The 14,069-nt window shown below is 36.7% G+C and carries 13 protein-coding genes; 10 read left to right on the forward strand and 3 right to left on the reverse strand.

Going from position 1 to position 14,069, the window contains the following annotated elements; translation table 11 throughout:
- Window positions 1-14 precede the first annotated feature (14 nt).
- The 3 genes from FJA49_RS15590 to FJA49_RS15600 all read left to right on the forward strand — a co-directional run bounded on the left by FJA49_RS15590 (window position 15) and on the right by FJA49_RS15600 (window position 3,333).
- A complete protein-coding gene (locus FJA49_RS15590; protein ID WP_140001935.1) occupies window positions 15-2,264 on the forward strand; it encodes a M1 family metallopeptidase in 2,250 nt (749 codons plus the stop codon).
- Between the two features lie 92 nt (window positions 2,265-2,356).
- A complete protein-coding gene (locus tag FJA49_RS15595; protein ID WP_140001937.1) occupies window positions 2,357-2,728 on the forward strand; it encodes a Sec-independent protein translocase subunit TatA/TatB in 372 nt (123 codons plus the stop codon).
- Window positions 2,728-3,333 (forward strand): phosphatase PAP2 family protein, encoded by a 606-nt coding sequence (locus FJA49_RS15600; protein ID WP_317131706.1) that lies wholly within the window; start codon window positions 2,728-2,730, stop codon window positions 3,331-3,333. The genes FJA49_RS15595 and FJA49_RS15600 overlap by 1 nt, the downstream gene beginning before the upstream one ends.
- Window position 3,334: 1 nt before the next feature.
- Here the strand turns inward: FJA49_RS15600 and FJA49_RS15605 are convergent, their stop codons facing one another.
- A complete protein-coding gene (locus FJA49_RS15605) occupies window positions 3,335-3,976 on the reverse strand; it encodes an O-methyltransferase (RefSeq protein WP_140001941.1) in 642 nt (213 codons plus the stop codon).
- A 78-nt stretch (window positions 3,977-4,054) separates the two neighbouring features.
- Here FJA49_RS15605 and rlmN point away from each other — a divergent pair, with 78 nt between their 5' ends.
- From rlmN to dnaG, 7 genes are all read left to right on the forward strand, one after another.
- Window positions 4,055-5,098, forward strand: coding sequence for a 23S rRNA (adenine(2503)-C(2))-methyltransferase RlmN (gene rlmN, locus FJA49_RS15610; RefSeq protein WP_140001943.1), 1,044 nt, complete (start codon window positions 4,055-4,057; stop codon window positions 5,096-5,098).
- 473 nt (window positions 5,099-5,571) lie between these two features.
- The gene (locus FJA49_RS15615) at window positions 5,572-6,552 is read left to right on the forward strand and encodes a polyprenyl synthetase family protein (protein WP_140001945.1); all 981 of its coding nucleotides are present in this window, start codon (window positions 5,572-5,574) and stop codon (window positions 6,550-6,552) included.
- Between the two features lie 96 nt (window positions 6,553-6,648).
- Window positions 6,649-7,833 carry an aspartyl protease family protein gene (locus FJA49_RS15620; RefSeq protein WP_140001947.1) on the forward strand — a complete coding sequence of 395 codons (1,185 nt, stop codon included), beginning with the start codon at window positions 6,649-6,651 and terminating at the stop codon, window positions 7,831-7,833.
- A 151-nt stretch (window positions 7,834-7,984) separates the two neighbouring features.
- The gene (locus tag FJA49_RS15625) at window positions 7,985-8,545 is read left to right on the forward strand and encodes an RNA polymerase sigma factor (RefSeq protein WP_140001949.1); all 561 of its coding nucleotides are present in this window, start codon (window positions 7,985-7,987) and stop codon (window positions 8,543-8,545) included.
- Window positions 8,532-9,242 carry a hypothetical protein gene (locus FJA49_RS15630; RefSeq protein ID WP_140001951.1) on the forward strand — a complete coding sequence of 237 codons (711 nt, stop codon included), beginning with the start codon at window positions 8,532-8,534 and terminating at the stop codon, window positions 9,240-9,242. Before FJA49_RS15625 ends, FJA49_RS15630 begins: the two co-directional genes overlap by 14 nt.
- A gap of 29 nt (window positions 9,243-9,271) precedes the next feature.
- Window positions 9,272-10,321, forward strand: a complete 1,050-nt coding sequence (locus tag FJA49_RS15635; RefSeq protein ID WP_140001953.1) for a porin family protein — start codon at window positions 9,272-9,274, stop codon at window positions 10,319-10,321.
- A 134-nt stretch (window positions 10,322-10,455) separates the two neighbouring features.
- A complete protein-coding gene (gene dnaG, locus FJA49_RS15640) occupies window positions 10,456-12,438 on the forward strand; it encodes a DNA primase (protein ID WP_140001955.1) in 1,983 nt (660 codons plus the stop codon).
- A gap of 3 nt (window positions 12,439-12,441) precedes the next feature.
- On the opposite strand, the gene FJA49_RS15645 is transcribed toward dnaG, so the two are convergent.
- Together FJA49_RS15645 and nadE are read right to left on the reverse strand one after the other, a co-directional pair.
- A complete protein-coding gene (locus tag FJA49_RS15645) occupies window positions 12,442-13,071 on the reverse strand; it encodes a response regulator transcription factor (RefSeq protein ID WP_140001957.1) in 630 nt (209 codons plus the stop codon).
- 84 nt (window positions 13,072-13,155) lie between these two features.
- A complete protein-coding gene (gene nadE / locus FJA49_RS15650; protein WP_140001959.1) occupies window positions 13,156-13,962 on the reverse strand; it encodes an NAD(+) synthase in 807 nt (268 codons plus the stop codon).
- Window positions 13,963-14,069 lie beyond the last annotated feature (107 nt).

Genomic DNA, 14,069 nt, shown 5'->3' on the forward strand with positions numbered 1-14,069 from the left:
AACCCACCTCCTTCATGAAAAAAATAATTTTTCTATTCGCGATGTTACCTGCTGTATTCTTTGCTCAAGAAACAAAAAATACTGAAAAGAAACGCGAGCCAGGGAAATACGATACCAATAAATTCAGCCAGATGTATGATCTTATGGCTACGCCTAATATGTTTAGAACGGCTTCTGGAGCACCCGGGCCAGCATATTACCAGCAACAGGCCGATTATAAGATGAATATCGAATTGGATGATCGTAACGCCAGACTTTCTGGGACAGAAACAATAACCTACCATAACAATTCACCGGATAATCTGGAATACTTATGGGTACAGCTTGATCAGAATCAAAGAGCAAAAGACTCAGAATCACCTTTGGCTGACAATCAAAAAATGGACAAAGCGATGACTCCGGCAGGATTTTCAAAAAAATTCATGGAAGAAAAGTTGGACAGAGGCTATGTAATTGAATATGTAAAAGATGCAAAAGGGAATCCGATGAAGTATACCATCAATCATACAATGATGCGTATTGATTTGGCGAAACCATTGAAGTCAAAAGAAAAAATATCATTCTCTATAAAATGGCGATTCAATATTAACAATTATAGGGTAGAAGGAGGGCGCTCAGGTTATGAACATTTCGATAAAGACGGTAATAATCTATATGTGCTTGCTCAGTTTTATCCAAGAATGGCAGTCTATAATGATGTAGAAGGCTGGCAGAATATGCAGTTTTGGGGAGCGGGAGAATTTGCGCTTCCTTTTGGTAATTTTGAAGTAAATATTACGGTTCCTGCAGACCATATTCTGGAAGCCACAGGAGATTTGCTGAACAGAAAAGAAGTTTTTACTGCTGAACAGTTTAAGCGATATCAATTAGCTGAAAAAACCTATGACAAGCCGGTTGTAGTAGTCACTCAGGAAGAGGCAGAAGCGGCCTCAAAAGGATTTTCTGATAAAAAGAAGACTTGGAAATTTAGTGCGAAATATGTACGTGATTTCGGAATCTCGACTTCAAGAAAATTTATTTATGATGCGATGGCTGTAAAACTTTCGGACAAGTCAGTAATGGCTATTTCATTATACCCGCCAGAAGCCAATCCGCTATGGGGAGAATATTCGACAAAAACCGTTGCCCATACATTAAAAAGTTATTCTTCACATACATTCGACTATCCTTATCCAAAAGCGATTTCAATTTCTGCTGAGGACCAAGGGATGGAATATCCTATGATTTGCTGGAATTATGGGCGTCCGGATGAAAAGGGATTTGTAAGCGAAAGGCTTAAATATGGTATGCAAAGCGTAATTATTCATGAAGTAGGACATAATTTTTTTCCAATGATTGTCAATTCTGATGAGCGCCAATGGACTTGGATGGATGAAGGACTAAATACGTTCCTTCAATACTTAGCGGAGCAGGAATTAAGCCCAAATTATCCTTCTCAAAGAGGACCGGCTGCAAAAATAGTTCCGTATATGAGCGGACCACAAGATTTTTTAGAACCAATCATGTCAAATTCTGAAGGAATTCATCAGTTTGGAGCCAATGCGTATAGTAAACCCGCTACAGGATTAAACATATTGCGTGAAACTATCATGGGGAAAGAATTGTTTGACTATGCTTTCAAGACCTATGCAAACCGTTGGAAGTTTAAGCACCCAACTCCGGAGGATTTTTTCAGAACAATGGAAGATGCTTCGGCAGTTGATTTGGATTGGTTTTGGAGAGGATGGTTTTATTCCACAGACTATGTCGATATTGGAATCCAGGATGTAAAAGAATATTTTGTTTCGGATGAAGCACCAAAAGAAACCAAAGATGTCAACATAAGAAAGGGCCGTTTTAATAAAGAAGATGGGCCGTTTGTCTATATGGTTTTGGCAGATTCTAATAAAAACAACACAAAACCTTTTGAGGTTAGTAGTATAAAAGTACTGTCTGATTTTATTCAGGAAAAATATACCCCAGAAGAAAGAAGCAAGCTCAAATCTCCAAAATATTTTTATGAAGTTACTTTTGATAAACCGGGAGGAATGCTTATGCCGATTTTAGTGCAGTTGACATTTGATGATGGTACTACAGAAGATTATAATTTCCCGGTACAAATATGGAGAAAGGGCAATCAGGTCGTATCCCGTGTTTTTGCAACTGATAAAAAAGTAACGAAAATAAAACTCGACCCAAAATTACAGACTGCCGATATCGATTTAGGAAATAATTCATGGCCTAGAGAGAAGGTGAAATCTAAATTTGACGAATTAGGAGATTAAGTTAAAATCATATTAAAAAAGAGTAGTAAAATAATAAAGCTGAAACGGCGGTACATTTTTACTGTATCTTTGTAAGATTAAAATACAATATTATGTTTGGTATCGGAGGATCGGAATTAGTATTCATCATATTTATTGCCATTATGCTTTTTGGCGCAGATAAAATTCCTGAAGTAGCAAGAACACTTGGAAAAGGAATGCAGCAGCTTAAGAATGCTACTGATGATATTAAAACCGAAATTCATAAAACAGCTTCAGAAAACGGTTTAGACACACAATCGCTTACAGGTGGATTCTCTGAAGAAATCAATAAAGTAAAAGAAAACTTCAACAAGATTGTAGAAAATTCAACCGATAATAGTTTTGGGTTGGATAAGATAACGCAAGATGTCAATTCGGAAATCACTAAAGTAAAAGAAGATATCGAAACGATGCAAGGTCCAATAAAAAGACAAGATAAATAATGGAGACGTTATTGGAACTTGACAGAAGCCTGTTTATTTACCTGAATAGCCTCGGATCTGAATCCTTCGATGGCTTTTGGCTGTTTATCACAAAACAGGTAAATTGGATTCCGATTTTTGCAATCATATTATATCTGGTTTTTAAAAATCTTGGATGGAAACATGCCTTGATGATAATCGTGGTTATGGCTTTGCTAATTACATTGACTGACCAAACCACAAATCTTTTCAAAAATGGCTTCCAAAGGCTACGTCCTGGAAGCGACCCTGATCTTGCTGGCCTGATTCGTGCCGTACAAACAAGAAAATCCTTTAGCTTTATTTCAGGCCATGCGTCTAACTCAATGGCTGCCGCTTTTTTCTTGTACAAAGTCTTAAAGCCTTATCTGAAATATATGGGATTCATCTTCCTGTGGCCACTGATTTTTGCTTACAGCAGGATTTATCTCGGACTACATTATCCAGGGGATATTCTTTGCGGATATATCTGGGGAATATTGATGGCAATGTTGATGTTGAAACTCTATGCTTATCTAAGAGATAAGTATTTCCCTCAAAAAGAATATGTCGACAATCCGACTAATGATGAACCGATACGGAATTAGGTTATAAAACCCGACTTACTGTTAATCCGTCTCGGATTGGAAGCAGTACCGTCTCGATTCTAGGATCGTCTTTCAATTTTTTATTATATTCTAAAAGTACATTGGTACTTAAATCTTTCGGATTTGGTTCCTCCAATACCTTACCGCTCCATAGTACATTATCAGAAAGAATAATGCCTCCTTTATTCATAATTGGCATTATTAAATCGAAATAATTAAGATAATTGTCCTTGTCTGCATCGATAAAAACCAGGTCATACTTCTTTCCTAGGTTGGGTATGATTTCCAAGGCATCACCCATATGTTGCGTGATTTGGTCTTTCCAAGGCGAAAGGTCAAAATACTTTTTTTGTATACTGAACAATTCCTCGTTAATATCAATCGTATCTATAGAGCCATTTTCTTTCATTCCTTCTGCAAGGCACAAAGTAGCATAACCCGTATACGTTCCAATCTCAAGAATGTTTTCCGGACGCACAAGCTTAGAAATCATACTAAGGACTCTTCCTTGAAAATGCCCACTAAGCATTCTCGGTTGCATAATTTTTTGGAAAGTCTCTCTATGAAGGGCTGCTAAAAGAGCCGGCTCGTTTTCAGAATGCTTTTCGACATAAAGTTCCAGCTCGGGAGAAATAAAATGCATGGTAAAAAAGTTTTTGCAAAATTATAAAATATTAACACTCATTAGGTACATCTCGCTTTGAATATATAACTTTGCGCCATGCAAATCGAGAAGAAAGACATCAGGGCATTATCAAAAGACCAATTAAGAGAATTTTTTGTTTCAAATGGAGACAAAGCTTTTCGTGGAAATCAGGTCTATGAATGGCTTTGGAATAAAGGGGCGCATAACTTTGAGGACATGACAAATGTCGCCAAATCAACACGCCAAATGCTGGAAGAAAATTTTGTGATTAACCATATTAGGGTCGATCAGATGCAGAAAAGCGAAGACGGAACTGTAAAAAATGCTGTTCGTCTTCACGATGGGTTGGTGGTAGAATCGGTATTGATTCCTACAGAAACCAGAACAACAGCTTGCGTTTCTTCTCAAGTGGGCTGTAGTCTCGATTGCAATTTTTGTGCTACCGCCAGGCTAAAAAGAATGCGAAATCTGAATCCGGATGAAATTTACGACCAGGTAATCGCTATCGATAACGAAAGCCGACTGTATCACAACCGCCCGTTATCAAATATTGTTTTTATGGGAATGGGCGAACCGTTGATGAACTATAACAATGTCATGAAGGCAATAGACAAGATTATTTCGCCTGAAGGACTTGGAATGTCGCCAAAAAGAATTACAGTATCTACCTCAGGAGTTCCTAAAATGATAAAAAAACTAGCCGACGATGAAGTAAAATTCAGGCTGGCAGTTTCCTTGCATTCCGCAATTGATGAAATCCGTTCCCAAATCATGCCTTTTAGTAAAAGTTTTCCGCTGGCTGATTTGCGTGAAGCTTTAGAGTATTGGTATAGCCATACAAAGAGTAGGGTTACCTATGAATATGTAGTTTGGAAAGGAATCAATGACAATAAAGCTTCTGTTGATGCTTTGGTGAAATTCTGTAAATATGTTCCATGCAAAGTCAATCTGATTGAATACAACCCGATTGATGATGGGGAATTCCAGCAAGCCTCTGAAGAATCGATAAACGAATACATAAAAGCTTTAGAGAGAAACGATATCGTCGTAAAAGTACGCCGAAGCAGAGGAAAAGATATTGATGCCGCCTGCGGACAGTTAGCTAATAAAGAAGCATAATAAAGAATCGAAGAATATTATCAACGCTGCCAGGGTTCCAAACCCTGGCAGCGTTTGTTTTTACTTTTTAGACCATCTCCTGCGTGACAATACAACAATAGTAAAAACTATTGATATAACCAGAAGAATATACTGAAGGTTTAATAACGAGTCATCAGTGTCAGAAATTTGAATAATCAACACCGTATAAAGAAAGCCGTGAGATATTATTTTACTACTATCTTTTTTACTGATATCTTTTATTTTCTTAAACATGGCAGATAAATTAATTAAAGCTTTTATGTTGGATTAAAATAATTTGGCTAGAGTTATAAATGTAATCATTGTTTTGAAACAAAACAAATTTATAACAAAAATAAAATAATTATAACAAACTAACGCTGCCAGGGTTCCAAACCCTGGCAGCGTTGTCGTCATTTATAACCTCACAACATCTCTTGTACTTTACCACTTAAATAGTATATTTGTCCTCAATGAAAATCACTGAGCAAATAAAACAGCCGATTCTTGCCGAAATGGAACTTTTTGAAAAAAAGTTTCATGAAGCAATGTCTTCAAAAGTTGCTTTGCTCAACAGAATAACCTACTACATTGTAAACCGTAAGGGAAAACAAATGCGACCTATGTTTGTTTTCTTGACTGCTAAGATGGTTTCTGGCTCTACAGTAAACGAAAGAACCTATCGAGGTGCTTCTGTAATCGAATTAATCCACACTGCTACTTTAGTACACGATGATGTTGTTGATGACAGCAACAGGCGCCGGGGATTTTTCTCAATCAATGCTTTATGGAAGAATAAGATTGCGGTGCTGGTTGGAGACTACTTATTATCCAAAGGTTTACTGCTTTCTATTGATAATGGTGACTTTGATTTGCTAAAAATAATTTCTGTGGCTGTAAGAGAAATGAGCGAAGGAGAATTGCTTCAGATTGAAAAGGCCAGAAGGTTAGATATTACGGAAGATGTTTATTACGAAATCATACGCCAGAAAACAGCAACCTTAATTGCTGCTTGTTGTTCGCTAGGGGCGTGTTCAGTAGCACCTGATGATAGCGAAATTATTGAAAGAATGCGCAAATTCGGTGAGCTGATTGGAATGGCATTTCAGATAAAAGACGATTTGTTTGATTATACGGATGATGCTATCGGAAAACCAACCGGAATCGACATCAAGGAACAAAAAATGACCTTGCCGCTGATTTACGTGTTGAATCACTGCACACCAAAAGAAAAAAACTGGCTTATTAATTCTATTAAAAATCACAATAAAGATAAAAAGCGGGTAAAAGAAGTCATTGCTTTTGTGAAAAACAATAACGGCTTGACCTATGCAGAAGAAAAAATGATGGAATTCCAGAAAGAAGCTCTGCAATTAATCCAGGATTTTCCAAGTTCTTCCTATAAAGATGCGCTTACTTTGATGGTAAATTATGTTATAGAAAGAAAAAAATAGCTTTTCATAATTTGCTGATACTGATTATTTTATTGTTCATGCAACCTTTTTAAATACAATATCGTCTAGATAGTAGAACCTAAAAAACTGTCAGTTATGCGATTACTGTATTTCTCCCTACTTTTTACCACAATGTTTGTCCATGCTCAGAAGCCTAAAGAAGTGCTGAACTGGATTAATACGGCCCAATCAGAGAATAAGAACTTTTACTTTGAAATTCCTTTCATCTATCGGAATGATGAAATTGTCATTCAGGTTCGCATAGGGAATCAGACATACGATTATATTTTTGATACTGGAGGCTATAATAATATTACGGATGCCATCCAGGAAAAAAACAATTTTCCAATACTGACTAAGCAGACAGTAGGAAGCAGTAATAAAATCAAAAAGGAAATCAATATTGTAAAACTCGACAGTCTGCATATTGGTCAACTTTCTTTTCATGATCTTGCTGCCTTGCAAATGAATTTTGATGAATCTCCTACTATCAAATGCACGATTGACGGAGGATTAATTGGTGCAAGTATTATCAAGAATTATGTATGGCAGATTGATTACCCAAGAAAAAAAATAATAGTTACTGACCAGATTGGCAAAATAACAAATCTGCAAAAAGCGATAAAAGTTCCGGTTACTTTCAATAATAGGCTGATGCCTTATATAGATGCCAAGATAAACGGCAAGAAAGAAAAAATGATGTTTGACTTGGGGAGCACTACCTTGTTTAGTATTACAGAGAAATCGGCCAAAAAACACGACACAGAAAACGCACATGAAATTATAGGTGGCGGAACCGAAGGAGGTAACGGTACCATCAAAGAATCAATTTATGTATTAAACTCTGGGAAGGTCGAAATTAAAAATCTTTACTATTCCAATAAGCCGGTGTACTATACTTCAACAAATAATGAATCACTGATTGGCAATCCTATTGTAAAAGACTATATCGTTACCTTGAATTTTAAAGATGATGAAATGTACTTCCTTCCCATTGAAACAGCAGATGAAGGCTGGATGAACTATGGGTTTACTTTGAAATATGACAACGGAAAAACCAAAATAGCCACATTACTAAAAGGTTCTACAGCTGAAAAAGCAGGCCTTAGCGTAGAGGGTATAATTGAAGAAATAAACGGTAAAAAAATAGACTGCCTGGATTTTTGCGAATGTAAAAAAAGCTATAGCATTCTTTTAGAAGGCAAAAATGAAATTGTCTTACAATTAAATAAGGATGGTAAAACACAACAGATAAGACTAGCGAAGCAAAAAATATTTTAATTTAGCTCTTGTTTTATAAGGAGTTGCTGCTTTTTTAAATATTTAATTAAAAATTTTTACTATCCATGCAACCTTTTTTAAACGAATGTCGTCTATGCTAATAGAACACTGATTGCAAAGTTTAAATATCAAAAAGCCCTAAGAATAATAAATGAAAGTTATCGCTTTACATCAAGAGGAAAAAGACATAATCGGCCAGGCTGTAGCAAACAACAGGCATGCTCAGCAGAAGATTTATGCCGGTCATGCTCCTAAAATGTTAAGCGTATGCAGACAGTATATAAAAGACCTGCACCAAGCAGAAGATGTAATGATTACGGCTTTTATGAAAGTTTTTGCCAATCTGAAAAATTTTGAACACAAAGGAAGCTTTGAAGGATGGATCAGAAGAATTATGATTAATGAATGTATTTCTTTTTTAAGAGTTCAGAAAAAAGTAAAATATATAGAAGACGAAACCTATTTCGAAGAAACGTATAATAATACAGACAGTCAATTTAATGTCGAAGATATCCAGTTTTTGATAGACAGTCTGCCGGACGGTTATAGAATGGTTTTTAACCTTTATGCTATTGAGGGATTCAAGCATCAGGAAATTGCGAAAATGCTGGGGATTAATGAAGGGACATCCAAATCGCAATTATCACATGCAAGAAAAATGTTGCAGGAACAAATTAACAAACTAAAGAATTTTCAAAATGGAACCGAATAAATTAGAACAGGATTTCAAGAAAAAGCTTAATGAAAGGACTATTCAGCCTTCTGAAATGTCATGGGACAGGCTGGATGCTATGCTTTCGGTAGCAGAAAAGAAGAGTAAACCAAAAAAACGCACATGGCTGTATATTGCTGCCAGTTTTTTGGGATTCTTGCTGGTCGGGACGATTTTCTTCAGACAGCCAGAAGTAGAAATTCAAACAGCTAAAGAAAAAGGAGTTGTTGTTCAGGAAAAAACAGCAGAAAAACAAGAAGAGACAATAACCGCAGAAGAATATAATACCCAATCATCAAATCAAATCACAACAGCTGCTACAGGGGCCATCGCTTCAAGAATACCTGAACAAAAGAAGATCCAAAGAATAAAATCTTCTGTTGTTTCGCAAGGAGATAAAACTTCGCAGGTTACATCTGAAAAGACTGAAGCGATAGCTACTGTTGAGCAAAACGAAACGGTTAAAGCAAACAGGTATATCGAATCAGAGAAGCTTTTGGCTGAAGCCGAAAACAAAATCCAATCACAAACAGTGAAGAAGTATGTGGCAAAATCGACTGTAAAGGTAGATTCCAGAGGCCTTCTTTCTACTGTTGAAGGAGAAATGAGCGAAAGTTTTAGAGATAAAGTAATCAAGTCAATTGGCAGAAATTACGAATCTGTAAAAACATCTCTTGCAAACAGAAACAACGAATAAACCCGACTTAATTTTTAAAACAAAACAGCATGCAAAAAATTATCTTTTATGCAATGATACTACTGTGTCTTTTTGCATCCAAAGCAATAGCGCAGCAAACTTTTGAACAAAGGGCTAAAGCAATAGCCTTACGTATCGAGTCAATAACCAAAGAAGAAAAAGATGCGCTCAAAGATGAAGTAGAAGCAGTAAACAAATTACTTGATAGTGGCGATATTAGCCTTGAAGAAGCAGATAAGCGCAAATTGGAACTTGCTGATGTAAGAGCTAAAAATATAGAAACCAGAGTTGGAATGGAAGAAGCAAAACTTACTGACCTGGTTAGAGAAAAAGTTGATGGAAAATTACCCGCTGAAGGAAGAAGAACGGCCTTCAGTATTTACTGGGATAAAGATTCTCCAAGGAGAGATACTATAAGGAATGATAGAAGCGAATCCAGGACAACCTCGCAGTTCGTTTTTGCAGTGGGTCTTAATAATGTGGTGACGGATGGAGACCTGAGCTCTGTTGAAGGTTCGGATTACAGAGTGTGGGGATCACATTTTTATGAATGGGGAGTTGCTTTCAATACCCGTTTGGCTAAAAACCACAACCTTTTACACGCAAAATACGGATTGTCTTTAATGTATAATAATCTTAGGCCAACAGACAATCGCAGCTTTGTTGTCAATGGTAATAAGACAACTCTTGAAACAAATCCGATACATCTGAAAGATTCGCGTTTTAGAAATGTTTATTTGGTAGTTCCGGTACATCTTGAGCTTGACTTTACCAAAAAGCGTGTTACAGAAAAAAAGACTTATTTCCGTTCGCATGAAAGTTTCAGAATGGGTATAGGAGGTTATGCCGGAATAAATGTAAAATCAAAACAGATTTTACGCTATGAGATAGATGACCATAATGTAAAAGAAAGAACCAAAGGCGATTATAATGTCAATGACTTTATTTACGGACTTAGCGCCTATGTGGGTTATGGAGAAGTAAGCTTGTATGTTAAATATGACTTGAGTCCGATTTTCCGTAATAACGCTGTCGATCAGAACAATATTTCTATGGGAATTAGGTTCGATCTTAATTAAAAAGTTGAAGTTAGTGAATACGTTGAAAAGTGCTCGTGCCCGATTTGAGGAATGGGCACTTTTCTTATTGTATGCTTGATTCCGCAAGCCAAAAATCTTCGTATCTTTGACCTCTTAATAGATTTTTTTAGCCATTGATAGCCAAAACAACCATAGATACTGTTTTTGAAACCGCCCGAGTTGAGGAGGTAATTGGCGATTTTGTCCAATTGAAAAGAGCAGGAAGTAATTTCAAAGGATTGAGCCCGTTTTCTGACGAACGCTCACCTTCGTTTATGGTTTCTCCGGTAAAACAGATATGGAAAGATTTTAGCTCCGGAAAAGGAGGGAATGTCGTTGCCTTTTTAATGGAGCATGAGCATTTTACGTATCCGGAAGCAATTCGATATCTGGCTAAAAAATACAACATCGAGATTGAGGAAACGGAACAGTCGCAGGAAGAAAAAGCAGAAGCGAATGAAAAAGAAAGCATGTATTTGGTTTCTGAATTTGCAAAACGCTATTTCCACGACATATTACTCAATAACGAAGAAGGACAGGCAATTGGCTACTCTTACTTTAAGGAAAGAGGCTTTACCAATGAAACGATAAAGAAATTCGAGTTGGGTTATTCGCCTGATACCTGGGATGCATTGACTAAAGAAGCCCTAGGAAAAGGCTACAATCTCGATTATCTTGAAAAAACAGGATTGACCATTGTCAAAGAAGACAAACAATTCGATCGTTTTAAAGGGCGTGTGATGTTTCCTATACAAAGCATGTCGGGAAGAACGCTAGGTTTTGGTGGGCGAATTCTCGGCAACGACAAAAAAGCGGCAAAGTACATGAACTCGCCGGAAAGCGATATTTACCACAAGAGTAAAGTCCTTTACGGAATCTTTCATGCTAAGCAGTCTATCGCCAAACAAGATAATTGTTATTTGGTAGAAGGATATACAGATGTCATTCAGTTTCACCAGGCCGGTATAGAAAACGTCGTAGCGTCGTCAGGAACAGCTTTAACGCCAGATCAGATCCGTCTGGTTAACCGATTAACAAAAAACATTACTGTGCTTTTTGATGGTGATGCAGCCGGACTACGAGCTTCCATCCGTGGAATTGACCTTATTCTGGAAGAAGGAATGAATGTCAAGGTTTGTACATTCCCTCAAGGTGAAGATCCGGATAGTTTTGCAAGGAAAAATTCCTATGATGAACTGGTGCGCTATTTGGATGCAAATGCTAAAGATTTTATCCAGTTCAAGGCATCGCTCTTGATGGACGAATCCCAAAATGATCCTGTAAAAAAAGCGAGCCTTATTCGTGATATGGTTACGAGTATTTCAAAAATCCCGGACAGAATTCAGCGTGAAATCTATCTTCAAGAGACCGCAAGAACCATGGATATTTCTGAGCAGGTTTTGGTTAACACCCTGGCACAGCTTATTCAAAAAGATGTTGCAGACACAGGTAAGAAACAAAAACAGGAACAGAAAGAGAAAGCTTTTGAGGTCGTAAAAAACGAAAATCCAGAACAGGCACGAAGAATAGATGTGCTGTATGAGCTTGAAAGAAAAATAATTGAAATCCTTTTGCTCTATGGGAATATGACTGAAGAATTCGAAGATGTAATACTTAGGGCCAATGCAGAAGGTGAAATCGAAGAAGCTACAGAAAAAAAAGAATACAAAGTCTACCAAAGGATTTATTTAAGCCTTCAGGAAGACGAAGTGGAATTGGCCAATCCGTTATTCCGGGACATATATAATGATATGGTGAATTATTTTCACCAAAATGAATCTTTCAATACAGAGCACTATCTCATGCATCTTGCGCCGGAATTAGCGCAAGAAGTAACAGATATATTAATGTATGAAGAAAGAGAAGTTCTTCACAATTGGGAAGGCCAGAATATTATCGTAAAACAGAAAGACCAGACCGTTGGGCAATATGTTTCCGAAACAATCCTGACATTGAGGTGGTATCTTGTAGACAGGATTATAGAGGAGTTGAAAGGAAGCATAACATCAGGCCCGGATTCAGATAATACGGAAACCTTGTCAATGGCTATGGACTATTATAAACTAATCAATTCTTTTTCGTCTAAGCTGGGTAGGGTAATGTCGCGTTACAGCTAAAATTTAGACGATTTCCAGCGTTTTTGCCTTGTTTACCAAATCTACTAAGTTGGTTACGTTTAATTTCGTAAGAAGCCTTAATTTGTAGGTACTCACGGTTTTTTCGTTTAAGTCAAGAATTTTGGCAATTTCCTTGTTCTTTTTTCCGTCACTTAGATAACGTAATACTTCAATTTCTCGGGTAGAAAGCTTTCTGTACAAACGTTCGGATTTGTTTCTTTTTCCAATCAAGGCAAGGTTTTTCTTTACAGTCTCGCTAAAAACAACAGCACCTCCATTAACTTTTATCAATGCCGAAGCAAGGTTCTCTAATTTGGAAGTCTTGTGGATGTAGGCGGAAACACCAGCTTTCAGAGCGTTCGGGGCATACATCTGCTCAGAAAGATTTGTAAAAATTACAATCTTTGTTGAAGGGTAATCTTTAACCATTCCTTTGATAAGGTTGATGCTGGATAAGCCTTCTAAATCAAGATCCAAGATGACAATATCAACAGACTTTTTATTAAGAATATCTTCTAAAGTAGTAAAGTCTTCAGCATGGCCTACGATGCTGATTTCTGAATTGTCTTTAAAGTAGGATTTTATCCCATAGTGGACGATAGGGTGATTATCGGCTAAACATATTTTGATCATAATTCATTTTTTTTAAATTTAAACTGATAAATCTATAGTAAATTTAGTTAAAATTTTTGAAATTAAATTGTTTTTGTATGAAAATCATTTCAAATGTTTCGGAATTTCACATATAGGAATCGGAATCATTTTATGTTGATTTACGTAATTAAGTCTTTTATAGATTGAAAAAACTTCTGCTTTTCTTCCAGAAAAATCAGAAATGTCTTTTCCTTCTTCTACAGCCGTCATGGCCCATTCTAATTCATCATAACTTGCGCCAAGTTGGTCTTCATCGCTTCTGTCATCTCCAAAAAGCCCATCAGTTGGAGCGGCAACCAAAATAGATTGAGGCACTCCCATATACTCAGCTAGCTGATACACTTCAGATTTCATCAAATCGGCTATAGGGCTCAGGTCTACACCACCATCACCATATTTTGTATAAAAACCTACTCCAAAATCTTCAACTTTATTTCCGGTTCCGGCAACTAAACTTCCGTTAATTCCGGCATGATAGTATAAAGTGGTCATCCGTAGGCGAGCTCTTGTATTGGCTAGTGACAAATGCAACTTTTTTTCATCATCACTTGTAGGAACTACACTTTTAAACATCTCAAAAACAGAAGTTAGGTTACTCTCAACGCTTTCTACATTGGGATATTTCTTTTTTAATTGTTCAATATGCTCTCGTCCTCTGGAAATTTGACTTGGTGCCTGGTGTATGGGCATTTCAACACAAAGAGTTGGAAAACCTGTAGCGGCACAAAGTGTAGAAGTAACAGCAGAATCAACACCTCCTGAAATTCCAACAACAAAACCATTTACTTTTGCGTTTGTTGCATAATCCTTTAGCCAATTCACAATATGGACGGTAACCTTTTCGGCTTGAAGCCTATTGTTTTTTTGCATTACAATTTTATTAATTAGGTACTTGAAGTGTATATTTGCACTTTAAATTTGGTCTATTAAAGTTAAAAAAAACAATTCATAATTTAAGGTTAAGATTTAATACAAAA

The organism is Flavobacterium microcysteis, assembly GCF_006385255.1.
Taxonomy (GTDB): Bacteria; Bacteroidota; Bacteroidia; order Flavobacteriales; family Flavobacteriaceae; genus Flavobacterium; species Flavobacterium microcysteis.

What these genes read in the sequence shown, in the direction of transcription:
- FJA49_RS15590 (WP_140001935.1), top strand. Translation starts at nt 15, where the DNA reads ATGAAAAAAATAATTTTTCTATTCGCGATGTTACCTGCTGTATTCTTT.
- FJA49_RS15595 (WP_140001937.1), top strand. Translation starts at nt 2,357, where the DNA reads ATGTTTGGTATCGGAGGATCGGAATTAGTATTCATCATATTTATTGCC.
- FJA49_RS15600 (WP_317131706.1), top strand. Translation starts at nt 2,728, where the DNA reads ATGGAGACGTTATTGGAACTTGACAGAAGCCTGTTTATTTACCTGAAT.
- FJA49_RS15605 (WP_140001941.1), bottom strand. Translation starts at nt 3,976, where the DNA reads ATGCATTTTATTTCTCCCGAGCTGGAACTTTATGTCGAAAAGCATTCT.
- rlmN (WP_140001943.1), top strand. Translation starts at nt 4,055, where the DNA reads ATGCAAATCGAGAAGAAAGACATCAGGGCATTATCAAAAGACCAATTA.
- FJA49_RS15615 (WP_140001945.1), top strand. Translation starts at nt 5,572, where the DNA reads ATGAAAATCACTGAGCAAATAAAACAGCCGATTCTTGCCGAAATGGAA.
- FJA49_RS15620 (WP_140001947.1), top strand. Translation starts at nt 6,649, where the DNA reads ATGCGATTACTGTATTTCTCCCTACTTTTTACCACAATGTTTGTCCAT.
- FJA49_RS15625 (WP_140001949.1), top strand. Translation starts at nt 7,985, where the DNA reads ATGAAAGTTATCGCTTTACATCAAGAGGAAAAAGACATAATCGGCCAG.
- FJA49_RS15630 (WP_140001951.1), top strand. Translation starts at nt 8,532, where the DNA reads ATGGAACCGAATAAATTAGAACAGGATTTCAAGAAAAAGCTTAATGAA.
- FJA49_RS15635 (WP_140001953.1), top strand. Translation starts at nt 9,272, where the DNA reads ATGCAAAAAATTATCTTTTATGCAATGATACTACTGTGTCTTTTTGCA.
- FJA49_RS15645 (WP_140001957.1), bottom strand. Translation starts at nt 13,071, where the DNA reads ATGATCAAAATATGTTTAGCCGATAATCACCCTATCGTCCACTATGGG.
- nadE (WP_140001959.1), bottom strand. Translation starts at nt 13,962, where the DNA reads ATGCAAAAAAACAATAGGCTTCAAGCCGAAAAGGTTACCGTCCATATT.